The following is a 25,820-nucleotide window of genomic DNA, read 5'->3' on the forward strand; positions in this document are numbered from 1 at the left end:
ACGAAATTTAACGAGTATATGATTTTATGTAGATTATCAACGCAGTAAGCGCCGCCGGAGTCATCCCAGCAATTCTTCTAGCCGCTCCAATAGACGCCGGTCTTATTTGCATTAGTTTTTCTTTAATTTCTAAAGACAAAGCAGGAATTATACTATAATCAATATTATCAGGAATTAATTCTGATTCTTCCTGATTAAATAAAACAATATCTGCTTGTTGTCTAAAAAGATAGTTAGAATATTTGGATTCAATATGCAAAGAAAATAAAGTTTTTTTATCAACATTACTAAGCTCAGGAAAAATATCCAAAATTTTATCTAAACCCACATTTGTTAAGCCTAATAAATTAAAGGCTGATCTATAAGCACCATCTTGTGCAATTGTCACTCCTAATTTTTCTAATTTACTGGTAGTGATTTTTAAAGACTGAGTTAGCGTTCTCGCTTGCTCAAGTTTAGCATATTTTTTATTAAATATTTGCATTCTAGCTGATGAAATTAAGCCAATTTTTATTCCTAAAGGAGTTAATCTATAATCAGCATTATCCGCTCGTACAGAAAGACGATATTCAGAGCGTGAAGTAAACATTCGATAAGGTTCAGTAGTACCTAAATTAATCAGATCATCAATCATCACACCAATATAAGCATCAGCTCTGGTTAAAATAAAATTTGGCTGATTTTGGCATGATAATGCTGCATTAATACCGGCAATAATCCCTTGTCCGGCCGCTTCTTCGTAACCGGTAGTACCATTAATTTGACCAGCTAAATATAATCCTTTAATTTTTTTGGTTTCTAATGTAGCTCTTAATTCTCTGGGATCAATGTAATCATATTCAATAGCATATCCTGGTTTAAGAATAATAGCATGCTCGAGTCCTGGTATAGTATGAACAAATTCAAGCTGAACATCTTCAGGAAGTGAAGTAGAAATGCCATTAGGATATATAGTATTATCGTCCAACCCTTCCGGTTCCAGAAAAATCTGATGACTATTTTTAGAGCTAAATTTAACAATTTTATCTTCTATTGAAGGACAATATCTTGGCCCTACACCTTCTATTTGACCTGAATACATTGCAGATTTATTCAAATTATTTTGAATAATTGCAGCCGTCGCTTGCGTGGTTCTAGTAATAAAGCAATTATTTTGCAATACTTTAACAGCTTCTGTCATCTCTGAAAATGGTCTCGGCACCGCATCCCCAGCCTGCGCTTCCAGCTTACTATAATCAATACTATTACCATCTATTCGTGGTGGAGTACCAGTTTTTAGACGCCCTAGTCTAAAATTCATTTTTTTTAAAGTATTTGCTAATGCGATTGATGGTGGCTCACCAACTCTTCCTGCTGGAATAGTTTTACTACCAATATGAATAAGGCCTGACAAAAAAGTGCCGGTAGTGATAATCACTTTCTTACATTCTATTTTATTACCATTTTGTAAAATAACGGCTTGTACTTCAGCATTGTCAACAATAACATCTTCAACAACATTATATGATACTGTTAAATTAGGATAGCTTAAAATGGCGCTTAACATTGCAGCATGATAAAGCTTTCTATCGGCCTGAGCTCGAGGTCCCCATACCGCAGGCCCCTTGGTTTCGTTAAGAATCTTATAATGAATTCCGGCTTGATCAGCTACATACGCCATCAAACCGTCCAATGCATCAACCTCTTTAACTAGAGTGCCCTTAGCAACACCACCAATAGCAGGATTGCAAGACATTGCTCCAATATTTTCAGGCGCTAAAGTGATTAACAACGTCTGCACTCCTAAGCGTGCTGCTGCTGCCGCTGCTTCACAACCAGCATGTCCACCACCAATAACCACTATATCATATTTTGTCATTTGAATTTTTTTTGCAAAGCTTGCATTTTATCAGCAAATTTCAAGAATGTTCAATGAACTGTGTCAAATCGTCATTACGAGGGCGTTATCGAAGCAATCCAGAAAAAACTGCAATCGACTAAATTGCTTCGACCACTATAACGTGGTCTCAAAGCTTGACGATTTGATGCGGTTTATTGAACATTCTTGAAATTTCATACCTTATTTGTTTCACGTGAAACATCTAATTTTATTCAATAATTTCATAGCCGGCAAAGAAAAAACTAATTTCTCTTTGTGCACTCTGAATACTATCAGAACCATGAATACTATTTTCTTCGATATTATTAGCAAAAATTTTTCTGATAGTACCAGCCTCTGCTTGTTCAGGATTAGTTGCACCCATAACTTGGCGATTTAACATTACCGCATTTTCTCCTTTTAGCACTTGTAACACTACAGGGCCTGAGGTCATGTACTTAATAAGACTTGCAAAAAATGGGCGATCTTTATGTTCAAGATAAAATGCTGTTGCCAGAGCAGGAGTAAGGATCATCATTTTCTGCGCAACAATTCTTAAACCCACCTGTTCTAGCAACGAGTTTATTGATCCTATCAAATTTCTTTTAGTAGCATCAGGCTTGATAATTGAAAAAGTATATTCTATCATGTGATTTATAGACCATTATAAATTAAAGTCTTAAATTATTACACGATTTTATAATCTTTAGCAAGTTAAACTTTATTCTTAATTTTTTGATGAGCTAACAAAAATCACTTCACACTAAAATTTAAAAGTAACTAGCTCACTGACTCTAGCTATATATCTTATGAAGATGAAGTTAACCATTAATTAAGACTCAAGATCATACGTCATCGTTCCACCAATCAGTCCGGAAGGATCATTAGCAGCATATAGACTTGTAAAGAATGCCTCAACCTGTTCCACTAGATTTAGCCCATACTTATTGAAATCATCAAGATTAACCTCATGATCCGTCAAGTATTTAGATACTTCTTTTACAATTTGGCTAGGCTCACTTGTGTCATTCATGAATTTACTTATTAAAGTCTTTAATCTTTCAGTTAAATGAGCAACCGTATTTTTGGTAATTTCTGCTTGATGAGTAGCTTCTAACTTAAATATCTGCTTAAAACTATTGCAAATTGAATTTTTAAGCCTTTCTATACCAACAGTAGTCTCTTCTACAGTTGAAGAAGCATAAATTTGAGGTATCGTAGGTAATAACTCTGCTACAATAATAAAATCTTCGTCATCAGGTACTCTATGAGCTTCACCAAATTGCAATAATTTAAATTTATACAGAGATTGATTTAATATTGCTCTTAATGCTTGCTCATAGCGCCACTCCATTCCATCAGTATTATCAGACTTAGCTATCCGATCTAGAATTACTTTAAGCAACCCCTGATCGAAGTTAGGCATAACTTCTTCTATAATATATTGCGAAAAATCTACCTTATTAATTCGAGGTATCTGAGGTTGATTTGTTGATGATGTTAACAATTCGTGCGTTTTGGATAAATCAAGTAATATATTCAGGCTACCGCCAACACAACTAGCATTGAACTCTATCTCTTGCCCTACCTTAACATACTCACAAGCTATTTGAGCCAATGCTTTAATCAGATCACTGGTATAATAGTAAGGCTTTTTAGATGCTACTTCCTGTTGATGTAATTTTTGCCATACTAAGGCCAATATTTTTGTAGCATCCGGAGTTCCTAAATGCACAGCAGCTACTAAACCATCAAATGCTCGATTCGCTAATGTTAAAGCATCGGCAATTTTTAGCGTTGTAGTTACCGTCTTACTACTATCTACAGTTCTTATCCCGACCGCAATGCTATCACCATCAAAAGTAATACTTTGTTTAGGTGCATTAGCATTCGTTTTTAGTTCGTTAATGCATGCACCAATCTCACTTATAGCTTGTTCAATATTGAGATCAGGAAATTGCTGTTTAAGTTTAGCTAATTGCTTTTCTTCTTCAACGCTTCTTGTATGCGCCGATTGAGGATTCGTTACTATTTCTTTTGCTTTTACTACTTCTTTTACTTTTTCTACCGTTTCTTTAGTTATTTCTTGCTTATTATGGCGAAAACCATGCTCACGTAAATACTGCATCATTTCTGGATCAGCAGAATATTTATCCCATAGCTTTGCTTGGTATTCATTAATATTTATTAAGGGCAATCCATCTAGATTTTTTACTGTTATGAGCTTTTTTAAATGATTATTATTTCGTTGCGTAGGACTAAGAGATATAACATTGTATTGAAAGCAATTTTCTAATATTGAGTAGCTGCAATGCGCAGCTGTTATATCAATAACTTTATAAATGAATTCGGAGTTATAACACGATATCATGTCCTGCATATCATCTAGTGTTACTATCGGTGCTCGTTGTAAATACTCTAGAGCAAGATTAGGATGCTTGTCAATTATTTGAGTCACAATTGTATAAACGGAAGAATCCCAAGGCTTAAGAGAATATAATACTTTTTTTATAGTGTCAGTATTATTTGTTTTCTTAATAACAGCTATAAAGTGATGTAGGCCACAATTCACAATTTTATCTAAAGCAAAAAATTTATCAATAAAATCAGCAGTTAGATGACGAATAAAATCCTGTTTAAGTATATCAAGACTTATCTTTTTAACTTTGTTTGAAGCAAATATTTTTAATACTAGCTCAGGCTCGGGATGGTGGCACCGAGCAATTTTCATAAGTTCCTGAATAGTGCGAGTAGTTATTTCAAATAGGTCAGTCGAGTCAAGTATTTGTTGCACTTGATCATTGTCTTCACTCTTAGCCGCTGTAAGAAGAACTGTTTGTAATCTGTCATTTTTTAACTTTTTATTGTATATAAAAATATAATTATTATTTACGTATAAATTAAAATTTGTGTTATTTAATAATAGATCAGCCGAGACACGTATGACTGAGGCACAATATGTTTAGCGTACTATGCTATAGTTAAGGAATTTTTTAGACAAAAATATAGATGAGGATTGTATGCTGCGACTTGAGTCAAATTTTGTACGCAATATAGCTAGAGTCAGTGAGCTAGTTACTTTTAAATTTTAGTGTGAGGCCTTGCGCAAGCTTTATAATACGTGAGCACAGGTGAATCCACGCGAAATTTGAGAGTAACTAGCTCTGACCGACGCTATACCTAGTTACAAGAGGTCTATATATCTTCTTTGAAGCGAAGCTCGTGCTTAAGTTTGTGAGGAGGTAAACTATATAAACAATTACTAACCAAGATCTAATGCGCTGAAAATACAATATAAAAACAACGAATTAATAAGATTTTTATAGCTACAACATGATATTTTGACATTTTTTATTTTTTAATCAAAGAAGTAAAGGCATAATTAAGTCCGACATATTAAACTGAAATCTAATGTTCAATTTAACTAGCTTACTGCAAAAATTCAAATCTACCGCAGCTGCGACACAAGATAGTCAGCAGAGTAATGTAGTACGATCAGTTAGAAATTGGTATGAAGAAAGATACGACAGTATAGTAGTACAACGTAATATCTTGTTTATGTTGTTGTTAATTTTTGTCATACTATCTATAATTTCAATTATATCTGTTGCGGTTGTCATTAATTCTAAAAGATTTGATCCTTTTGTAATTCAAATTGATGAAACTACTGGTATGGCAAAAATTGTTAACCCAACATCATCGCAAATGCTTGAGGGTAACGATTCGTTAGCTAGATACTTCATTAAAAAATACGTTATCGCAAGAGAAACTTATAACCCGGTTGATTTTGATACTCAGGCTAAACAAATAGTAAGATTATTTTCTTCCAGTAGTATATTTTTTACTTATCTTGGTTACTTAAAAAATCAAGATGTAAATCCTAGTGTAATATATGGACAAAAAAACACTACTTTCCTGACAGTCAAATCATGGTCCAAGTTAGATGCAAAAAAATATATGCTGAGATTTTCGATCAGTGAAACTTCAGAAAATAGGAGAGTGTTTAATAAATTAGCAATAATAGACTTTAATTATATAGCAATGGATTTAACAGAAACAGAACGTGATATTAATCCAATAGGTTTCCAAGTACAAGGTTATAGAGTAGATGATGATAATAGTTAGATTTTTAATAGTAATCTTAAGTCTATTAAGTAGTAGTTATGGAGTAATCTATGAAGACGATTTGCCAATTACTACTGATAATAGAATAAAAACCTACATATATAATCCGAATGAGGTATATTTATTAGTATTACATTTTGGGTTTCAATCGCATATAGAATTTGCCAAAAACGAAGAAATTCAAACAATTACTCTGGGTGATTCTTATGTATGGAAAATAACACCACTGGCTAATCGATTGTTTATAAAGCCATTGGAAAAAAATATTAGAACTAATATGACTATCATTACCAATAAAAGAACTTATCAATTTGATATTGTTGCAAAAGAATTAGAAGACGGTGAAGAAAAGGATCTGGTTTACGCAATTAGATTCTATTATCCAAAACGAAAATCTGGATAAATTTTAAAGATATGGCAGAACAAACTACCTCTGAGGTAAAAACAGAACGAGCTGGCACAAAACCTGAAGTTCAACAAGAGCTTTCAAAGGTTGCGGCTAACCCAAAACAAAGTCTTTTAATTTTAGTAGGCATTTGCGGTATTTTTGGGTATTTAATTTTTAATTTATTTATCAATAAAACTCCTACTACCACTGAACCACCAATAACTGCACCTACTCAAGTTACTAAGCCAGTAGAAAGTAAAGTGTCTGATGCGCCAAAAATTCCACAATTACCAGATTTACCAAAATTAATTACTCCCAAAGAAGCACCACCGCCACCGCCACCGCCGCCACCACCATTAAAACTTGAAGAACCACCACCAATGCCACTACCAGAGGTAGTACCGACAAAAGTTGAAACTCCCGCTTTAGAATCCATGCTACCACCAAAATTAGTGGATAACACTGATGCTCAAAAGCGTAAAGAAGCAAAAAGAAAATCAACAATAATTTTAGTGGCTGGAGCTGGATCAAAAAAAACTCCAGAACAGATTCAACAAGAAACAGATTTTACTGAGCGTGGAGCCATGGAATTTGTTCTTGGACGTGGAAAGATAATTGACGCAGTACTGGAAACCGCTATAAGCAGTGATATAGGTGGAGAAGTAAGAGCTGTAGTCAGTAGAGATGTATTTGCTGAAGGAGCTAAAGTTATATTAATTCCTAAGGGAACAAGAGTGTTTGGAATTTATCAAGTTGGCACAATGGATGGTAACTATGGTAGAATATTAATACAGTGGAATAGAATTGACTTAGCTAGCGGTTATACTATAAACCTACAACTTACTCCTATCGTAGACGGTTTAGGTAGACAAGGAATACAAGGTAGAGTTGATAATAAATATACCGAACAATTCTCAAATGCAATTTTAATGTCAGCATTTAATATTGCTATAGCTAATGCTTTAGATAAAATAGTAGCACCACCGATTAGCTCTCAGGCAAATGCGACTAATACTGCTGCCGCTACTTCTATCCAAAATATATTATCTACAGTTACTGCTAGTAATGCCACTGCTGCTGCTAAAGTTATCCAAATTTGTGCGCAAACTCAAGCAGCGATTAGTGATAAAACGTCTTCGGCTTACACTTCTATGACTCAAGCTTGTACAAGCATACAGAGTACTACTGGTGCTACAGACGAGCAAAAGCTGGCATCCATAACCAACAGTGCTAATGCTGCAGTATCAAGCTTACTTACCACTACTGCTGCTAATGCTTCCACGACTCAGGCGCAAGATGCCTCAAAACAAGCATTTACTGATGTAACTGATACTTTTAAAACTATGGTTACCCAACAAGAATTTAAGCCAACAACTACTATAGATCAAGGTACTTTAGTAAAAATTTATGTTAACAGAGATTATAAATTCCCTAAAGCAGCACTAAAAAGATCGAGGTTAATAAAGTGAATTTTGCAGCATTAGAAACTTATTTATTTCCGTTTAAAAATATTTTTGCTGAGGATGGAGTTAATGAGGTTATGGTCAACAGGCCAGGCGAGGCTTGGGTTGAAAAAAGAGGAGATCAAAGGTTAGAAAAAATACCAGAGCTAGATTTAGATCATTTACTAGGTTTGGGCAGACTTGTGGCGCAAAGTACTGATCAGACCATTTCTGAAGAAAGGCCGTTACTTTCTGCATCTCTACCAAATGGTTATCGTATTCAAGTTGTATTTCCTCCGGCATGCGAAATTGGCTGTGTGGCATATGCGATTAGAAAAGGCAGTACCATGCATTTATCTTTGGATGATTATGAAAAGATGGGAGCTTTTGCTTCTACAACCGCAGAAGCTAAGGTAGATGAAAGTCATGCAGTTTTAGCACAGTTCCTTAAAGAAAAGAACATTAAAGAGTTTCTTAAAACCGCTATATTAAACAAAAAAAATATCATTATTAGTGGTGGGACATCAACTGGGAAAACAACTTTTACTAACGCAGCGTTAGCTGAAATCCCTACTCACGAAAGGTTAATTACTGTTGAAGACGCTCGTGAAGTATTATTACCTAAACACCAAAACAGAGTACATTTACTTGCTTCAAAGGGTGGTCAAGGGCGAGCTAAAGTCACTACACAAGAGTTGATAGAAGCATGTTTAAGGCTTAGACCTGATCGTATTATTGTTGGCGAACTAAGAGGAGCAGAAGCCTTTAGTTTCTTACGTGCTATTAATACAGGTCATCCAGGATCTATATCAACCTTACACGCAGATACGCCAGCTATGGCTCTAGAACAGCTTAAATTAATGGTAATGCAAGCTGGTCTTGGCATGCCACCAGACGAAATAAAAAAATATATATTGGCAGTAATTGATATTGTTGTCCAGTTACAACGTGGTAGTGGTGGCAGGAGATACATTTCAGAAATATATTTTAAAAGCTTAGGAAAAGAAGATGGATTTCCAGAAAATTCTTAGAACCGCACGTAATATTTTTGGACATGCAATACTTCATCCAACAGTCATATTTTGTGTCATCTGGATAAGTGGAGCGCTTGTATTAGTGTCGGTTGATCGTTCAACGCAAATAGAGTTAAGCCTACAACCTGTTACTATTGCTTTTACTTATCTAAAATGGCTTATTAATGTATGGTCACAACTCAGTTTTGATTATAATAATTATTTAAAGGTCAAATTGGTACTATCTCTTATTTCTCCTACAATATTAGTATGCATATTTTACTATAAAAATTTTACCAAAATCAAAGATTTAAAGTTCTTTGCTCCAAAAGAGAAAGTATATGGTGATGCTGATTGGGCAACAGCTGATGATATAGAAAGAGCGGGGCTTCGCGCTAAACAGGGAGTGTTGCTTGGTGTAGACAATATCGGTTATTTTGTAGCAGATGGATTTCAGCATATTTTATTATTTGCACCTACAGGCGCTGGTAAAGGCGTTGGTTTTGTGATCCCTAATTTGTTATTTTGGGATCATTCTGTAGTTGTACATGACATAAAATTAGAAAACCATCAGCTTACTAGCGGTTGGCGGGCGAAACAAGGGCAGGAAATTTTTGTTTGGGAACCTTCAAATCCTGATGGAGTAACACATTGTTATAATCCCATAGACTGGGTAAGTAAAAAATCAGGACAAATGGTTGATGATGTCCAAAAGATAGCTAACCTTGTATCGCCAAAGCAGGATTTTTGGGAAAATGAAGCAAGAAGTCTATTTCTTGGAGTCGTATTATCTTTAATTGCCGATCCTAGTAAGACTAAATCGTTTGGCGAAGTAGTACGTACAATGCGTAGTGATGACGTGGTATATAATCTTGCCGTTGCTATGGATACTTTTGGTAAAGATATCCATCCTGCAGGCTATATGAACATCGCAGCTTTCCTACAAAAAGCCGATAAAGAACGATCTGGGGTGATCTCTACCATGAACTCTTCTTTAGAATTATGGGCTAATCCTTTAATTGATGCAGCAACCGCTTCTTCAGATTTTAATGTATTAGAATTTAAAAAGAAAAAAACTACTGTTTATGTAGGACTTACTCCAGATAACATCCAACGCCTGCAAAAGCTAATGCAGATATTTTATCAACAGGCTACAGAGTTTTTAAGCCGGAAAATGCCTGATCTTAAAGAAGAACCATACGGGGTGATGTTTTTATTAGATGAGTTCCCAACGTTGGGCAAGATGGAGCAATTCAAAGCAGGTATCGCTTACTTTCGAGGATATAGAGTACGTTTATTTTTAATTATTCAAGATACTCAACAGTTAAAGGGTACATATGAAGAAGCTGGGATGAATTCCTTTTTATCAAATTCTACCTATCGTATTACTTATGCCGCTAATAATTATGAAACTGCTAATTTAATTTCACAACTTTGCGGTAATAAAACTGTAGAACAGGTGTCTCGTAGTAATCCAGTTTTTGGTCTTAATTTATCTGGTATGTCTAAAAGCGTATCTTCTGTACAAAGAGCATTGCTTTTACCACAAGAAGTAATTCAATTACCTAGGGATGAGCAAATAGTATTAATTGAATCAATGCCACCGATTAAATCTAAAAAGATTTTTTATTATAAAGATAAGTTTTTTACCAAAAGATTGTTGCCAGGTACTTTTATACCTACTCAAGAGCCATTCGATCCTAATAAAAACAAAGCAGCCTCATCAAGCAGCGAAGAAGCCGTCACAAACACTACAGAAAATAGTACAGCCGAACAATCATCATGAACTTACTCTTGTACAAGATAATGTGAATTATTGTTAGTTGTACTTTAGAGGGTAGATGTAAATAAAACGTTAATTGAATTTTTGTGTATCTATTCAGGGGTCTGGCAAACCGCAGATGTATGATATAACTAGTCTTACTTAACTTAACGCACTCGATGTCATTCCCAGCAACGGCGGGAATGACACCATAGGTTATTCCACAGTAACGCTTTTTGCCAAATTACGAGGTTGATCTATGTCATTTCCTTTTAAATCGGCGGTATAATACGCCAGTAATTGTAATGGTATAGTATAAATCATGGGCGCAATAAATTGGTCGCAGTTAGGGATTGGTAGTATCCAGGTAGAATAATCGCCTACTTTATCAGCATCATCTTTGCTTATAATAGATAATACTCTCGCTCCCCTGGCAATTACCTCCTGTAGGTTAGAAAACATTTTATCAAATAAAAAAGCATGATGAGGTATTAAAGCGATCACTGGCATGTTATTGTCAATTAGTGCCATTGCGCCATGTTTTAATTCGCCACCAGCATAGCCTTCGGCGTGGATATATGATAACTCTTTCATTTTTAGGGAACCTTCAAGAGCAATAGGATATAAGCTACCTCGAGCAATAAATAAAGCGCTTTTAAAATCTTTAATTTGCATGGCGATATTTTTAATATTGTTACAGTGTAACAATATTTCTTCGATCATTGTTGGAACTGATAATAATAGTGTAGTTAGGGTTTCAGATTTATGACTAGTAAGATTACCGGTCTTTACTCCTATATCTATGCTTAAGCCAGCTAGTACCATTAATTGTCCTAAAAAAGCTTTGGTCGAAGCAACTCCAATTTCAGCGCCGACCATTATTGGTAATACATAATCTGATATTCGTGCAATCGAGCTTTTTTCTACATTAGTGATTGCGATGATAGTTTGTCCATCAGCTTTTGCTTTTCTAAGTGCTTCGAGTGTATCTAGAGTTTCTCCTGACTGTGAAATAACTATTGTGACTCCATTTTTGCTACTAGCTACCGCGCGATACCTATATTCAGAAGCAATTTCTAGATCAACATTAATATCGGTTAATTCCTCTAGCCAGTATTTAGCCACCAATCCTGAATAATAAGCAGTGCCGCATGCTAGTATTTTAATACGATCAACATGCGGCCAATCGATGTCTAAAGCAAATAACCCTTTTCCTTTTAAATATCTATCTATGGTTCTGGCTAATACTATTGGTTGCTCATGTATTTCTTTAAGCATAAAATGAGGGTAATCTTTTTTAGATATTTCATCAAGCAATAATGACTTATTGGTAGTACGCTTAGCTATGTTCTGATCTTGATCAAAAATATAATAAGAGTCTAGTTTGACTATCACTTTATCGCCATCTTCTAGATAAATAACGTCGCTAACCATATTACCAAATGCTATGACATCAGAAGCAATATAAGTACCATGATCAGCCAGGCCTAATATCAATGAATTTTTTTTGCTGGCTGCAAATAAAAATTGACTATCTCTAAACATAAAAACTACTGCAAACGAGCCTTCTAATTTACTGATAGTTTGATGAGCTGCAGCCTCAGCGTCAACATCTAATGTAAGATAATAATCAAGGAGGTTGGCAACAACTTCAGTGTCAGTATCAGACTTAAATTTGTAGCCTAGCTGCTGTAATTCCTGCTTTAATTGGCTATAGTTCTCAATAATACCATTATGGACTATAGCTACTCGTTCTGTTCCATGCGGATGAGCATTCTCTACACTTGGTGCTCCATGAGTTGCCCATCTGGTATGACCAATACCAATATAACTATTTAATTCTTCCTTGAAAGAGAGTAGCTTTTTTAAAGCATTAACTTTACCAACAGTTTTGACTGTATGTATAAGAGGTCTATTGTTTATTAGCACAGCTATACCGGCACTATCATAGCCTCTATATTCTAATTTTTCCAAACCACTGACTAAGGTTGGTAAAATATTATTAATACTAATACCGGCGATAATCCCGCACATATTTATTTTCTCCGATTTGGTTTCATCTGTTGCTTACTGCGACCACTTGCAAAAGTGCTATTCGGAACATTCTGGTTAATAAATGAACCAGCTCCTATAAACGAGTTGGTGCCAATAGTGATTGGGGCAATTAATGAACTGTTCGAGCCGATAAATGTATCATCTGCAATTATAGTTTGGTGTTTTTTAAAGCCATCATAATTACAGGTAACAACACCAGCACCAATATTAACATTTTTGCCAATGATGCTATCTCCAATATAGGATAGATGGCCTGCTGAACTTGCGGTATCCAGTATAGAATTTTTTATTTCAACAAAATTACCTATTTTAACATTATTTCCAATCCTACTGTCACCACGTATTCGAGCAAAAGGTCCAATTTTTGCGCCACTTTCTATTTCTACTTTTTCTAAGTAAGAGAAAGCTCTAATATGTACATGATCATGTAGCTTAACGTTAGTACCGAAATAAACATTGGGTTCAACTAATACTTTATTGCCAAATTCAGTGTCAAATGCTAGATAAGTAGTGGCAGGATCTTGTAAGAACACTCCTTTATCAATCGCACTTTGTCGTAATTTATTTTGTATTTCCTGTTCAAATTCGATAATTTTATTCATATTATTTAGTAATTTTAGAGGATGAGAGTCAAGATTGTAGATTGGTTCATTGTTAATGGCCTCATCAAAAGATTGAATATTAGGCAAGAATGTGCTCCGTAATTTGCCGCTAATTCCGACCATGCACGCAGTATTTGCTAATACTCCTACTAGAATTTCCTGTTCTGCCTTTTGCTTTATGAACTGATCAATAATTTCATCAGTTAAACCGATTAAATTAGATTTTACAAAGACTATACTATGAGGAGATATCGTGGTAGTAACTAGATAATTAGTAATATTATCCACAGCATATTGCTTTATTGCTCTTGACGCAATCATTTGATTGCTATATTCCGTATCTATGAAAAAAATTGTATTACTCATCGATTATAATATAAAATTCGAGAATGTTCAATGAACTGTATCAAACCGTCATTGCGAGACCATAAATGGTCTCAAAGCTTGACGTGCTCTATTTTTATATCGACGCAGTTCATTGAACACTCTCCTATTTTAGATAAGGTGTAGCGATAATGCAAAAGAAATATTTTGGCACTGACGGAATCAGAGGTAGGAGTAATACCAATATTATTACTCCCGAAATCATGATTAAACTTGCGATGGCTACTGCTGTAGCTTGTGGTTTTTCAGAAAAAAGATCAACTAAACCTACTATAGTAATTGGAAAAGACACCAGACTATCAGGTTATATGTTAGAATTTGCTTTAACCTCTGGTTTTATTTCAATGGGAGTTAATATAGTATTAGTAGGACCAATCCCTACTCCAGCCATATCAATGTTGATCAGAAGTTTACGAGCAGATTTAGGAATGATGATCTCAGCATCACATAATCCATATTATGATAATGGGGTTAAATTTTTTGACTCCTCTGGTTATAAGATGGATGCAGCATTAGAAAATAAGATTGAACAATTAATGTCTACTGATTTATCAGAGTATGTGGCTCATTATAATGATTTGGGCAAGGCGGTAAAACTAGAAGATGCACGTGGTCGTTATATCGAGCACGTGAAATATTCATTTCCACATATTCATAAGTTAGATGGTATTAAGATAGTAGTTGATTGCGCCAATGGCGCTGCTTATGATGTTGCTCCCAAAGTATTCCATGAACTTGGAGCGGAAGTAATTGCTTGTGGAATCAATCCTAACGGTTTTAACATAAATCATCAATGTGGTGTCTTGGACGCAAAAGAGCTAGCTAAAAAGGTAGTAGAACATAAGGCAGATTTAGGCATCGCGTTAGATGGAGATGCTGACCGGATTCTAATAATAGATGAGAATGGACAAGCTATAGATGGAGATCAGATTATTGCCGCACTTGCCGATTATTTATCAGCTATGAATCATGGGTTAAAAAACAATACGGTAGTGACTACAATTATGTCAAATATGGGGCTTGAGCTTTATTTAAATTCCATTGGTATTAGTCTTGTGCGCACAAATGTTGGAGATAAACATGTGGCCCAAAAAATGCGTGAACTTGAGTGTAATTTAGGTGGTGAACAATCTGGTCATATTATCATTGGTGCAAACGAAGCTACAGGTGATGGTATTAAGGTAGCTCTGCAAGTGCTGGCAATGTATAAAATTGCGCAAAATATTCCAATTAGTCAATTACTCAATAAATTCACTCCGGTACCGCAATTTACTCATAATATATATTATGATCATAAATATTATGGCCAACAAAATCTTATTTGCAAAGATAGGATAGAAAACATCACTAGATTGTACCAAAAAATTTATGCCAAAGAAGCCAGGATTATAATACGTAAATCTGGTACTGAACCCATTATCCGCTTAATGGTTGAAAGCATCGACTCAGCACTTGCAAAAAATCTGTTGTCAAATATCCGAATTGAAGTTGAGAAAGAATTAAACCTTGATTAGTTTTTATAAACTTAATCTCCAGGAGTTTTATCGCTTTTGTCAGACAAAGGTTTTAATTCCACAATTTTTGGGTAGACTACAGTAAATTCGTAATCTTTGAGATGTTCTAATAAAGCTATATTTAGCGTTCCCTTTACATATTCTGGGTTTTGAAATTGTGCTATATTACAATAAAAATTAATTAAGAATGTAAATTGGTGGCTATCTATTTTGGTAAGATATATTTCTGTCTCATCAGTGTGTTGATGAGCAAATTCTAAGTTATCTATTACTGTTTTAAGAGCTCTAATAAATTCTTGATAATTAAATTTGCTTGTTTTCGGAGTAGAAATTTCTACTTGATGTTTTATTGCACTATTAGTTAATGTCCAATTTACCAAGCTGTTTTGCATAAGTTTGCTGTTTGGTACTAATACTTCAACATTGGAAAATGTATTTAGTACAACACAGCGCGCTCCTACTGAAGTCACAGTGCCTAGCACTCCTTCCATTTCAACTATATCTCCTATTTTCAAAGGCCGCTCGATCATGATAATCAAGCTGCTAATGAAATTGCCGATTATTGATTGAGCACCGAGACCAATACCTATTGCAAGTGCGCCGCCTATAAATGCAAAAGTTTTGAGCGGAACATGAGCGATTTCTAAAATTGTTACGACATAAATACATAATGCCGTATATAATATAAGTTTTTCGATAGCATTGGCTGCATCTTTATCCGAATTAATTTTAGATTTTATGCAATTTTTTACATATTTTGAAAAATGTCCGGAATATTTAAATCCAGCCAAAAAAAGAGCTATCGCCATGATTATGTTAGATACTCTGACGCTATTACCTGATATTGTCAGTATAGTGTAGTGCCAAATTTCATGTAAATTCCTGCCAATAAGATTCAGAATATTATATATTTCTTCCATAGTATTAATGTTTTGAATTATTTATTTTTATTAATTATGCTCTCCAAATTCACCATATTCTGAAAAATATTAAGGTAAACTAGGCTCTGTGAAGTTTTCCAAAAAATGCAATTTTTTTCTGATTAAAGCCAATAATAGAATTAAAAGATATTGAGCAGTGAAAAACGGAAAAACATAAATTGTAGTATGACAAATTTTTCTGGACTTACAAATATAATAATTATATAAGTTGAAAAGTCTTCAAAAAATTAAGGGTCTGTAGTTCAGTTGGTTAGAACGCACCGCTCATAACGGTGTTGTCGCAGGTTCAAGTCCTGCCGGACCCACCATTTAAGCTGCTCACCTCTTAAATTAATTTGCAGTACATGTTCAATTATAGAACGCTATCTTTCTATATTTTCCAATTATATTATAGATCCTTTGGTATAATCAGTGGTATTCTAGTCGGTATGTTACTGTTATCGAACGCTTTTGATATACTCCAAAGATTTAAATCAACTTATATACCATCTTCATTATTTTGGCGATTAATGTTATATAAAATACCTTATCTTATCAATGAGATCTCGGTATTAATAAGTTTTATTGCTATGCTTTTCTTTTTAAGAAGGATAACCAAATACAATGAATTGGTAATTATTTTGTGTAATGGTATACCGTTATGGCGATTGTTGTTGATTCCAATTATGGCAACGTTGTTATTAGGTATATTTATTATAACAGTAATAAATCCGTTGGGAATATATGGACTCATGAAATATGAGCAAATAGAAACAAAATTAACTAAAAGAAAATATAATAATCTTACGATCTCTCAATTTGGGATTTTCTTTTTTGAAGAATATGATAATTCCAATCGCATTATTCAAACTAAATCACTTAACCCAACAACTCATGAAATGCATGACGTAATAATGTTATTTGTTGATGATAGAAATCGTTTTATTAAAAGAATAGATGCTCCTCATGTTAAATTAGACAATAACGTATTTCAATTAACAGAACCAAAGGTAATCACTAATAATACTACTGAAGCTTATGTAAATCTTGTAATTCCAACAAGTTTATCGATGAATAGCTTAATCAATAGTTTTATTTCTCCTGAAATGATTTCATTTTGGGAATTGCCAACGGTAATTAACACTTTATTGAAGGCGGGATTGCCGGTGGTTAATTATCAACTACACTATTATAAACAATTGTTTAAGCCATTAATGATGGCAGCTACAGCAATTTTATCGTGCTGCTTTCTGAGTTTAAGAACACGGGATAATTCTCATAAAAAAATGGTAGTAAATGGAATTTTGTTGGGCTTTACATCTTATGCTGCAATGGAAATTATATTACGAATATTGGCTTATAATGGGCTTAAGCCTCTTCTTGCTGTATTATTACCTATTTGTTTAATGATATTTATTGGGAGCTTTATTATTTTACATTTATATGAAGCTTGATATACTAGTTTAACTGACGTGTCATATGGCAATTACTAAGACGTGATGTTGAATTTCAGCTCGAGCAAGGTTCCGCATATATTAATACGCGAGCATAAGCAAGTGGTGCAAAATTTAATGTTACGAGCTTAGGCATTGCGTACAAAATTTTAATGGGCTTATTTAAGTGTTTTTTGTCTGCAAAATAACAAAGATTTTTTGAAATAGATAAGCTATTCCTGCAAAATCTTTATTATTTTTCAACTAAAAACCATTATAAATAATCTCCATAAAATTTTGTACGCAATGCCTAGAGAGTGAAGCTATATTTGATTGATTATTGTGGCGTTGTAACAAACTTGTTACTGCTTACGCTCCGAAGGCTCCAGAGTTTTTTGGTGTTGATATCAGTTAAATTTCCACGCGCAAGAACCTAAATCCAGCGAAATTCACGAATTATGAAGTATACAGCTTCTAACCTCTTTTAATGAATATGGAGATATATAAAGATGTTTTTAAAATTACGAGGTCTTTTTTCGTCAGATATGGCAATAGATCTTGGCACTGCCAATACTTTGGTGTATGTGAAAAGTAAAGGCATAGTACTAAATGAGCCATCAGTAGTGGCGTTAATTAAAGAGAATGGCACTTTTAAACCATATGCATTTGGTAATGAAGCAAAAATGATGTTAGGTCGTACTCCTGCTGATATTGAGGCTAAACGTCCACTCAAAGATGGAGTTATAGCTGATTTCAAAGGTGCAGAAGAGATGTTAAAGTATTTTATTAGAACGATACACAATAGAAGAGCTTTTACTGGGCCAATGATTATTATTTGTGTGCCTTCTGGATCCACTCCAGTCGAGCGTAGAGCAATCCAGGAAGCTGCTGAAGCCGCAGGAGCGCGCGAGGTATTTCTGGTTGAAGAACCGATGGCAGCAGCCATTGGTGCTGGCTTGCCGGTAACTGATCCTACCGGCTCAATGGTTGTGGATATCGGTGGTGGTACCACAGAAGTAGCAGTGCTATCTTTAGGCGGTATAGTATATGCAAGATCAGTACGTGTTGGTGGTGATAAAATGGATGAATCCATTATTTCATATATTAGAAGACACTATAATCTACTAATTGGCGATGCCACCGCAGAAAGGATAAAAAAACATATTGGTACAGCATATGTTAATCCTGAATTAGAACAAAAAAGTATGGAAATTAAGGGACGTGACTTAATTAATGGCATACCTAAAGAAATGACATTAAATGCTCAGCAAATAGCAGAAAGTTTAGTTGAGCCCATCAGTCAGATTATAGAAGCAGTAAAAATGGCGTTAGAATGCACACCACCTGAACTATCTTCTGACATTGCTGATAAAGGTATCATCTTAACTGGCGGAGGAGCATTATTGCACAATTTAGACCGTGTGTTAACGGAAGCAACAAAACTACCTGTATTTGTAGCAGACCAACCTTTATTTTGTGTGGCACTTGGTACTGGAAAAGTACTTGAAGAATTCCCTAAATTTAAACATGTATTATTTAAACAAGAATAAATTATGGCAATACTTGCAAATAGAACCAGGTCTACAAATAATTTATTTGACTTTGTTCAATTTAGTATAATGATGGTAAAACGTCTTAATATCATAATATTTATTGTTTTATCAATACATTTGTTATATTTTGCTGAAACCAAAAGTTTATCTAATATTGCGTTAGAAGCTACTGGACGTTGTATATCAGTTAGTCTAATGTTATATGAGCAAGTAATAAATCAAATTAATATAATTACAAGTAAGATAAAATACTTAAATGATATTGAATCGGAAAACATAGAATTAAAATTGGAGATTGCTAGGCTAAAGACACAACAAAGTGACATGCAATCAATACGAATAGAAAATGTGATATTAAGAAAGTTGCTCTCAGTTGTAAAAGATATCGAATATCCCTACACTACAGCTAGATTACTTACTGTATCACTTACTCCATTTAGTCATACAGCAGTGGTAGGAGCGGGGCGGAATCACGGTATAGAGCTTGATCAGATAGTCACAAATGGGGAGTGGTTGATTGGCAGAGTTGTGGATGTGAGCGATAGTTATGCAAAAGTAATATTAATAAGCGATGCTGATTCAAGAATTCCAGTAGTTAGCACAATCTCAAGAGAGAGAGGTATCTTAGCTGGAGGTAACGGTCTAATTAATATGGTGTATTTACAAAATAATCATATCATTCAAAAAGATGAAAAGCTAGTGACATCTGGTGATGGAGCTGTCTATCCGCCAGGAATTGGGGTGGCTAAAATAGCTGCAATAAAACAAGAAAAGGTTATAGTAGAATCAGCGGTGAATTTACAGAAAACTGATTTTGTTACAATATACTCTAGAGGCTCTAAAGATGAATTTCTATTAAAATCTTCTGCTGATGATGCCAATCCAATTTTAAGGGAGCAATAGACCTCTCTCACAAGTTCAAACTTGAGAAAAAGGTTCGGAAGAGATGCACAATCTCGATCCACATATGTTTTGTGTATTTCAGATTACAGTTGGATTAAAATACAAATTATCCGAAGAGGTAGAGTTTGTGAGAGAAATCTATTGAACGCTAAATAGCACTTTAGTTTAGTTTGCTGAACAGTTTTCGTTTTACTCTGCAGAAGGCAAGTACTGCAGAGTATTAAATAATCACTTTCATTTAAATAATTTCTAGCAATTTAGATATAATTTATTAAAAATTTAGTAATATTTATGTTTTTTAGAATTCAAATATTTCTTGACCCTGAGGTTGTTGTATGAAAGATCAAGAAGCAATAGCGATAAATTTTCGTAATCAGATTATAATTCCCAAAAGTCTGCAAGAAGATTTAGTTGAAGGATTATATCAGATTAATATAGGTGATCCGGTACATGAGCTAAATAATGAATTTTGTCGGTATTACAAAGCAACTAACATAGAAAATGACCAAGAATATTTTGCAATTATTTTCGAAAAGAATTTTATCCCCAATTTAGATATTTTTCAAATACTTAAGACCTCCAAGTTTGAAAGCTTAAATAAACTGATTACATATTCCATAGTTAAAATATCTTATACCAAATCTTATAATTTAGTAGCAATAGTAGAACAATATAATTTTAAGAATAGTTTGGCTAACTATCTGGAGCAGAACGGCCCATTATCAGTAGATCAGATTGAGCATCGCTTAATTAGTAGTTTTACTACACTAATTAGTCAATGTGAGAGGATGAATATACCATGTGGAAATATTAATCCATCTAATATAATTATGTTAGATGATGGACAATTTTTATTACGAGAGCCAATTATATCGTATCTTCATTTTCATCAAACTGGTTGTTATGTTGCCCCTGAGCTAGTTGAATGTACTGAAGCTGGTCGTTTAGTATACGGCGTGGCAGCTGATATCTATTCATTGGGAGTTACGGTGTTTTATGCTCTAACAGGAAAACAGCCGTGGATTGATTATGAAAATGCTTATACATTTAATGAAGAACGTTTTGAACAATCAACCTTTAGATTGTTGGTAGGTAAACGTAAAATCTCAGAGCATTTTAGAGTATTTTTTAAATGGGTTTTAAATGATAATGCTGCTGCTAGATGGCAAACCAGGAATATATTTGAGTGGCTTTCTGGGTATATTCCTAAGGCTTCATTATTTGAAAAAATCAGCGAAAATACTAATCTTATTTCCTTTAATGGTCGTAATTATAGTAATTTAAAGTCTATAGCATATGCGATGTTTAATAACTGGGATGAAGCTTTGCAGTTTGTAGATGATGATAGATTATTGAAATGGGTACAACGGCATAATGTAAGCAGTGCTATAACAGAGGAATTGCAGGAATTATTAGGTAGTGAAAAATCCAACAAAGTGTTTGTTCATGGTAATGAACGTACCTGGAAATTGACAAAATTACTTTCAGTCATTGATCCACATGGTGGAATTAGGCAAGAGGGAATTGCGATATCAGCCGCTTCTATTCCGGTGGTCGTACATTATCTACATGCTAGAAATAGGAGATCAGCAATAGATCAGATAGTGAGGATTATAAAAGAGCGTTATTGGCAAGTAAGTGATAATAAATTATCAGCTATGAATGTTAACGCAAACCTTGATGCTGAGTTAAAAAATATCAGTAAATTCTTTGCGCTTGTATCCCCAATATTTGGTTTAGAGCGTGTAGTTTATTCATTGAATTTTTATGCTATTTGTTTTAGTCCTATAGTAGTAAATGAGCATGTGATGAATTTATCAGAGCTATTAATAACTTTAAATGCGATTGCGGCTCAAATACCTGATAAATTTCATATTGATAGGCATATCATTGCTTTTATGGCAGCTAAAATATCTCTTAAGCAGGAAACTGATATTAAAATTCTTAGTAACTTTCCTAAATTTTCTGAACATCATCTAATATATGGTTTATGTATCCTAAGTGTTGCACAGCAACACGAACCGGATATTAATGTTTCTGATTTATGTAAAGTTATTACTGTTAAAGTGATAGAATTATTTAATGAACACTTGCATAACATTCAATTTAAACAAAAACTTGCGGCTACACTCACAGAAGACTCTATGACAGGTGATTTATCCAAGATAGTTGGGAGATTGAATAATCAAACTGAATTTATTAATGATTATAATGGCTACTATAATGCTTGTAAAGAAGTTCAGCGCCTTAAAACTCAAATTCAGTTTTTGAAAATAGAAGATAGAATTTTTGATCGAGCTATATTTTTAGGGCAAAAATTGACAGTGTTAGTTTCTTATGTGCTGTGTTTTATTGTAACAGTTATTTTAATAATATAATTTAAGTATTATGGCTCCACAACAACAGAATCCTGATGAAAGTAATTTCAAATTTGCAGCATCTTTTATCAAAGTCATAACTTTTGCTATAGCACTTTTTTTAATAGTAATATCAAGATATGCTTTTATATTTTTTTCTGCAGCAATGTTACCGACGATAATTGCACTTTTTTTTGATCGTCATACTCACAAATGTGCTTCTGCCACGATTTGTACGTTTAATTTGATAGGAGCAATGCCATATTTAATAAGATTATGGGAAAGCCCATCAATTAATGCTATGGCAAAATTAGTAATTGCTGATGTAGATACATGGATGATTATATATGGAGCTGCATTTGTAGGTCAGCTCTTATATATGTCGATGCCTTTATTGATAGTAAGAGTGTATTCTGCGAAAGCTAGAGTACAAGCAAGCATTTTAGAGAAGAAACAAAAGCAACTTTGTGAAGAATGGGGAATTGTAGTGGATGAGCAAACCCCACCTAATTAAGCTTTGTCTAGGCTCTTAGATTGATAATTTCATTTATTGAATTAGCGATGATTTCTAGATCAATTGAGCGTGCAAGACGATGATCAGCATCTTTAACGAGTTTAAGTACGATAGTATCGCCTGCAATTTTTTCCATAAGTTTTACTGAAATATGATAAGGTACGTCTAAGTCTTTTAGTCCATGAATTAGATGCGTTGGGCAATCAATGGCAATGGTTTTTTTATTTAGTAGTAAATGACTTCTGGCTTCATGAACTAGTTTGTAACTAATTGGGTACTTTGTGTCGCAGCAGCTACCACTAACCTCTAATACTCCATCTTTTTGCATTTTTGTTTGCTGTACTAAAGGTAATTTTTTCCAAATTAATTCTTCGGTAAAATCTGGAGCAGCGCTTATGCAAATGATACCAAGTAAGTTATGAGTATTTTTGATTGCTTGCAGCAAGCTAAGCCAGCCACCCATGCTTGAACCTATTAAAACTATTGAGCCTGTCACTAATTTATTTAAAATCATTTCAAGGCCACTCATCCAGGAGCTGATAGTTTGTTCAGTAAAATTTCCGGAGGAGTTACCATGACCGAAATTATCAAATCTGATAAAATTATATCCAGCTTTTATGCAGTAGTTTTCAAGGTATAATGCTTTAGTGCCATGCATATCACTCATTAGGCCATGCAGAAAAATTATAGTAATAGTGTTTTTTTGATTGCTTTTAATCTGATTATAGACAATAAATTGAGAATCATCAGTATCGTTATATATTTTTCTCATAATTTCACGTTGAATAACAATGTCTGTGCCGGTTAATAATAATCATCCAGAATATCATAAAAAAACTATCTTACAAGTACTACCATCATTAGTATCAGGTGGAGTTGAGCGTGGTACGATAGAATTAGCAAGAAAATTAAAAGAATTGAATTATGGTTCACTAGTAGTATCGGCAGGTGGACCATTACTAGAACAATTAAAAGAACTTGATATTCCTCACATCAAGTTAGACGTAGACAGCAAAAATCCATTAAGAATTAAAGCTAATGCCAAAAATTTGGAACAGATAATTAAAGACTATAATGTTGATCTGGTGCATGCAAGATCACGAGCTCCAGCATGGAGCTGCTATATGGCAACACGTTCCACTAATGCTAAGTTCATAACTACTTTTCATGGAATTTATAATATTTCAGGAATGTTTAAAAAATACTATAATAGTATCATGACTAAGGGTGAGGTAGTTATTGCCGTGTCTAACTTTGTTAAACAGCATATTTTACAAAATTACGATATTGATGAAGATAAGATCAGGATAATATATCGTGGTGTTGATCCAAATTATTTTACGCAAGCTAACATTAGTGATGAATTATTGTTAAAATTTAAAAATAAATATCGTGTCCCCAAATCAATACCGGTAATCTTATTACCAGCAAGGATGACCGAGTGGAAAGGCCATATAAATCTAATTGAAGCATTAAATAAAATTAAACATCTGGATTTTTATTGTTTAATGGTAGGTGATTTATCGAAGCATCCAGCATTTGCCAAAAAAGTGATGGATCGAATTACCGAACTCAAATTACAGACTAAAATTCAGATATTTGGTAATGAGTTGGATATGCTGGGGTTATACGGGATAGCAGATCTGGTACTATCAACATCAATCGAACCAGAAGCTTTTGGGCGAACAATTATTGAAGGCCAGTCCATGGAAAAGTTAGTAATAGCTACCAATATCGGCGGTGCAGCTGAAACTATTATTGATGGCGTTAGTGGTTATCACGTCAAACCCAACAATATTGATGATTTAGCAGACAAGATTCAACATTGTTTAGCCATATTAGGCAGTAATCAAGCTAAAGAGCTAACGGCTTACGCTAGACAATCAGTGTTAGATAATTTTTCTCTTAAGTCAATGTTGAATAAGACCTTGAGTATATATGACGAAGTATATACTTGGTGATTCTTGCGGATTGCGGTGTCGTCATTTAGAGCCTGTCAGATCAGTAGATATAAGAGAGGAAGTTTTAGGAAAAACGAAGTCGAGTACCCGTAAGCAGTCTTTTGGTTTGTTTCGGAACTTCGCCTGCGTTTTGAGTGAGCAAAATTACCTCTTATATCACTGATCTGACAGGCTCTAAGAATAAATGGTTGTTTCAGCTAAATATCACGGAGCGTGTGTGGCAAAAATTTCTGGATTTATTATCGTAAAGAATGAAGCGTCTAGAATTACTAATGCAATAAATAGTATTAAGAAGATAGTAGATGAAATTATAGTTATTGATAGTGGCAGTACTGATGATACTGTAAGAATTGCTGAATCATTAGGTGCCAAGGTAGTGTTCAATGAATGGCCTGGTTATGTCAAACAAAAGGCTTTTGGCGAAGGTTTGTGTAAGCATCAGTGGATCTTGAATATTGACGCAGATGAAGAGCTATCAGTGGAATTGCAAGATGAAATCGCGTTTATTTTTAGCTCAAATATACAAGAGCGTTACTATGCATATCAGATTAATTTTGTAATCCTTCATCGTAATGATCTGAAGCCCAGATTGTTTGCTCCAGCCAATAAATTTATTAGAATATATAATCGTGCGTTTTGTAGTTTTGCTAATACACTTAAGTCTACTACCCATGATGCAGTGTTGTTCAATGATGGCGTTAGTTCTAGCAATATGGTATATGATCTAAATGCTATAGCTTTTCATAGATCAGGTACATCAATTACTCAGCTCGTTGATAAAGCCAATTTTTATTCTACAGAACAGGCAAAAGATATGCTGTTAATCGGTAGAAATCCTGCAATAATCAGAATTGTTTTTGAAATGTGCTTCTGGTTTTTAAAAGCATTTTTTATCAGAAGATATTTTGTATTTGGTTTTGATGGATTTGTAGATTCGGTAATTTTTGCTTTCGCACGCTTTATTAGATTAGCTAAGGCCAGGGAGCTTAACAGGAAATAAAAATATCTTATGGGATTCTGAATAAATTCAGGATGA

At 34.1% G+C, this 25,820-nt stretch carries 20 protein-coding genes and 1 tRNA gene; 14 read left to right on the top strand and 7 right to left on the bottom strand.

Going from position 1 to position 25,820, the window contains the following annotated elements; all coding sequences use genetic code 11:
* Positions 1-7 precede the first annotated feature (7 nt).
* The 3 genes from mnmG to Trichorick_RS03315 all read right to left on the bottom strand — a co-directional run bounded on the left by mnmG (position 8) and on the right by Trichorick_RS03315 (position 4,589).
* Positions 8-1,858, bottom strand: coding sequence for a tRNA uridine-5-carboxymethylaminomethyl(34) synthesis enzyme MnmG (mnmG, locus tag Trichorick_RS03305; protein WP_323738827.1), 1,851 nt, complete (start codon positions 1,856-1,858; stop codon positions 8-10).
* A gap of 229 nt (positions 1,859-2,087) precedes the next feature.
* Positions 2,088-2,507, bottom strand: coding sequence for a nucleoside-diphosphate kinase (gene ndk, locus Trichorick_RS03310; protein ID WP_323738828.1), 420 nt, complete (start codon positions 2,505-2,507; stop codon positions 2,088-2,090).
* A gap of 183 nt (positions 2,508-2,690) precedes the next feature.
* Entirely contained in the window at positions 2,691-4,589 is a 1,899-nt protein-coding gene (locus tag Trichorick_RS03315) for a hypothetical protein (RefSeq protein ID WP_323738829.1), read from the bottom strand.
* Positions 4,590-5,269: 680 nt separating this feature from the next.
* Between Trichorick_RS03315 and Trichorick_RS03320 the strand changes: the two genes are divergently transcribed.
* From Trichorick_RS03320 to Trichorick_RS03340, 5 genes are read left to right on the top strand one after another with little or no spacing between them, the layout of a single operon-like run.
* On the top strand, positions 5,270-5,983 hold the full coding sequence (locus Trichorick_RS03320; protein WP_323738830.1) for a VirB8 family type IV secretion system protein: 714 nt from the start codon (positions 5,270-5,272) through the stop codon (positions 5,981-5,983).
* Positions 5,970-6,386, top strand: a complete 417-nt coding sequence (locus tag Trichorick_RS03325; protein ID WP_323738859.1) for a TrbG/VirB9 family P-type conjugative transfer protein — start codon at positions 5,970-5,972, stop codon at positions 6,384-6,386. The genes Trichorick_RS03320 and Trichorick_RS03325 overlap by 14 nt, the downstream gene beginning before the upstream one ends.
* 11 nt (positions 6,387-6,397) lie before the next feature.
* Positions 6,398-7,840, top strand: a complete 1,443-nt coding sequence (locus tag Trichorick_RS03330) for a TraB/TrbI/VirB10 family type IV secretion system protein (protein WP_323738831.1) — start codon at positions 6,398-6,400, stop codon at positions 7,838-7,840.
* Entirely contained in the window at positions 7,837-8,844 is a 1,008-nt protein-coding gene (gene virB11 / locus Trichorick_RS03335; protein ID WP_410250258.1) for a P-type DNA transfer ATPase VirB11, read from the top strand. Before Trichorick_RS03330 ends, virB11 begins: the two co-directional genes overlap by 4 nt.
* Positions 8,822-10,612 (top strand): type IV secretory system conjugative DNA transfer family protein, encoded by a 1,791-nt coding sequence (locus tag Trichorick_RS03340; protein WP_323738832.1) that lies wholly within the window; start codon positions 8,822-8,824, stop codon positions 10,610-10,612. Before virB11 ends, Trichorick_RS03340 begins: the two co-directional genes overlap by 23 nt.
* A gap of 192 nt (positions 10,613-10,804) precedes the next feature.
* On the opposite strand, the gene glmS is transcribed toward Trichorick_RS03340, so the two are convergent.
* Positions 10,805-12,622, bottom strand: coding sequence for a glutamine--fructose-6-phosphate transaminase (isomerizing) (gene glmS / locus Trichorick_RS03345; RefSeq protein ID WP_323738833.1), 1,818 nt, complete (start codon positions 12,620-12,622; stop codon positions 10,805-10,807).
* A 2-nt stretch (positions 12,623-12,624) separates the two neighbouring features.
* Complete coding sequence (locus Trichorick_RS03350; protein ID WP_323738834.1) at positions 12,625-13,611, bottom strand: DapH/DapD/GlmU-related protein; 987 nt, start codon at positions 13,609-13,611, stop codon at positions 12,625-12,627.
* 149 nt (positions 13,612-13,760) lie between these two features.
* Between Trichorick_RS03350 and glmM the strand changes: the two genes are divergently transcribed.
* Positions 13,761-15,143, top strand: coding sequence for a phosphoglucosamine mutase (gene glmM, locus Trichorick_RS03355; RefSeq protein WP_323738835.1), 1,383 nt, complete (start codon positions 13,761-13,763; stop codon positions 15,141-15,143).
* An 11-nt stretch (positions 15,144-15,154) separates the two neighbouring features.
* Here glmM and Trichorick_RS03360 read toward each other — a convergent pair whose 3' ends face one another.
* Positions 15,155-16,063, bottom strand: coding sequence for a mechanosensitive ion channel family protein (locus Trichorick_RS03360; protein ID WP_323738836.1), 909 nt, complete (start codon positions 16,061-16,063; stop codon positions 15,155-15,157).
* A gap of 252 nt (positions 16,064-16,315) precedes the next feature.
* On the opposite strand from Trichorick_RS03360, the gene Trichorick_RS03365 reads away from it, so the two are divergent.
* The 6 genes from Trichorick_RS03365 (at position 16,316) to Trichorick_RS03390 (ending at position 22,823) form a co-directional block, all read left to right on the top strand.
* A tRNA-Met gene (locus tag Trichorick_RS03365) sits at positions 16,316-16,392 on the top strand.
* 36 nt (positions 16,393-16,428) lie between these two features.
* Positions 16,429-17,517: an LptF/LptG family permease gene (locus tag Trichorick_RS03370; protein ID WP_323738837.1), complete on the top strand. Its 1,089-nt coding sequence runs from the start codon at positions 16,429-16,431 to the stop codon at positions 17,515-17,517.
* Positions 17,518-18,005: 488 nt separating this feature from the next.
* Entirely contained in the window at positions 18,006-19,046 is a 1,041-nt protein-coding gene (locus Trichorick_RS03375; RefSeq protein ID WP_323738838.1) for a rod shape-determining protein, read from the top strand.
* 3 nt (positions 19,047-19,049) lie between these two features.
* Positions 19,050-19,952 (top strand): rod shape-determining protein MreC, encoded by a 903-nt coding sequence (mreC, locus tag Trichorick_RS03380; RefSeq protein WP_323738839.1) that lies wholly within the window; start codon positions 19,050-19,052, stop codon positions 19,950-19,952.
* Between the two features lie 335 nt (positions 19,953-20,287).
* Complete coding sequence (locus Trichorick_RS03385; protein WP_323738840.1) at positions 20,288-22,330, top strand: protein kinase domain-containing protein; 2,043 nt, start codon at positions 20,288-20,290, stop codon at positions 22,328-22,330.
* 10 nt (positions 22,331-22,340) lie between these two features.
* Positions 22,341-22,823: a hypothetical protein gene (locus Trichorick_RS03390; protein ID WP_323738841.1), complete on the top strand. Its 483-nt coding sequence runs from the start codon at positions 22,341-22,343 to the stop codon at positions 22,821-22,823.
* A 7-nt stretch (positions 22,824-22,830) separates the two neighbouring features.
* On the opposite strand, the gene Trichorick_RS03395 is transcribed toward Trichorick_RS03390, so the two are convergent.
* Entirely contained in the window at positions 22,831-23,595 is a 765-nt protein-coding gene (locus tag Trichorick_RS03395; protein ID WP_323738842.1) for an alpha/beta hydrolase, read from the bottom strand.
* Positions 23,596-23,620: 25 nt separating this feature from the next.
* On the opposite strand from Trichorick_RS03395, the gene Trichorick_RS03400 reads away from it, so the two are divergent.
* Positions 23,621-24,784 carry a glycosyltransferase family 4 protein gene (locus Trichorick_RS03400; RefSeq protein WP_410250263.1) on the top strand — a complete coding sequence of 388 codons (1,164 nt, stop codon included), beginning with the start codon at positions 23,621-23,623 and terminating at the stop codon, positions 24,782-24,784.
* Positions 24,785-25,001: 217 nt separating this feature from the next.
* On the top strand, positions 25,002-25,784 hold the full coding sequence (locus Trichorick_RS03405) for a glycosyltransferase family 2 protein (protein ID WP_323737639.1): 783 nt from the start codon (positions 25,002-25,004) through the stop codon (positions 25,782-25,784).
* Positions 25,785-25,820 lie beyond the last annotated feature (36 nt).

This window comes from Candidatus Trichorickettsia mobilis (genome assembly GCF_034366785.1).
GTDB lineage: Bacteria > Pseudomonadota > Alphaproteobacteria > Rickettsiales > Rickettsiaceae > Trichorickettsia > Trichorickettsia mobilis_A.

Bases quoted from the DNA above. Each gene is read 5' to 3' on its own strand.
- mnmG (WP_323738827.1), bottom strand. From the start codon at position 1,858: ATGACAAAATATGATATAGTGGTTATTGGTGGTGGACATGCTGGTTGT.
- ndk (WP_323738828.1), bottom strand. From the start codon at position 2,507: ATGATAGAATATACTTTTTCAATTATCAAGCCTGATGCTACTAAAAGA.
- Trichorick_RS03315 (WP_323738829.1), bottom strand. From the start codon at position 4,589: ATGAAAATTGCTCGGTGCCACCATCCCGAGCCTGAGCTAGTATTAAAA.
- Trichorick_RS03320 (WP_323738830.1), top strand. From the start codon at position 5,270: ATGTTCAATTTAACTAGCTTACTGCAAAAATTCAAATCTACCGCAGCT.
- Trichorick_RS03325 (WP_323738859.1), top strand. From the start codon at position 5,970: ATGATAATAGTTAGATTTTTAATAGTAATCTTAAGTCTATTAAGTAGT.
- Trichorick_RS03330 (WP_323738831.1), top strand. From the start codon at position 6,398: ATGGCAGAACAAACTACCTCTGAGGTAAAAACAGAACGAGCTGGCACA.
- Trichorick_RS03340 (WP_323738832.1), top strand. From the start codon at position 8,822: ATGGATTTCCAGAAAATTCTTAGAACCGCACGTAATATTTTTGGACAT.
- glmS (WP_323738833.1), bottom strand. From the start codon at position 12,622: ATGTGCGGGATTATCGCCGGTATTAGTATTAATAATATTTTACCAACC.
- Trichorick_RS03350 (WP_323738834.1), bottom strand. From the start codon at position 13,611: ATGAGTAATACAATTTTTTTCATAGATACGGAATATAGCAATCAAATG.
- glmM (WP_323738835.1), top strand. From the start codon at position 13,761: ATGCAAAAGAAATATTTTGGCACTGACGGAATCAGAGGTAGGAGTAAT.
- Trichorick_RS03360 (WP_323738836.1), bottom strand. From the start codon at position 16,063: ATGGAAGAAATATATAATATTCTGAATCTTATTGGCAGGAATTTACAT.
- Trichorick_RS03370 (WP_323738837.1), top strand. From the start codon at position 16,429: ATGTTCAATTATAGAACGCTATCTTTCTATATTTTCCAATTATATTAT.
- Trichorick_RS03375 (WP_323738838.1), top strand. From the start codon at position 18,006: ATGTTTTTAAAATTACGAGGTCTTTTTTCGTCAGATATGGCAATAGAT.
- mreC (WP_323738839.1), top strand. From the start codon at position 19,050: ATGGCAATACTTGCAAATAGAACCAGGTCTACAAATAATTTATTTGAC.
- Trichorick_RS03385 (WP_323738840.1), top strand. From the start codon at position 20,288: ATGAAAGATCAAGAAGCAATAGCGATAAATTTTCGTAATCAGATTATA.
- Trichorick_RS03390 (WP_323738841.1), top strand. From the start codon at position 22,341: ATGGCTCCACAACAACAGAATCCTGATGAAAGTAATTTCAAATTTGCA.
- Trichorick_RS03395 (WP_323738842.1), bottom strand. From the start codon at position 23,595: ATGAGAAAAATATATAACGATACTGATGATTCTCAATTTATTGTCTAT.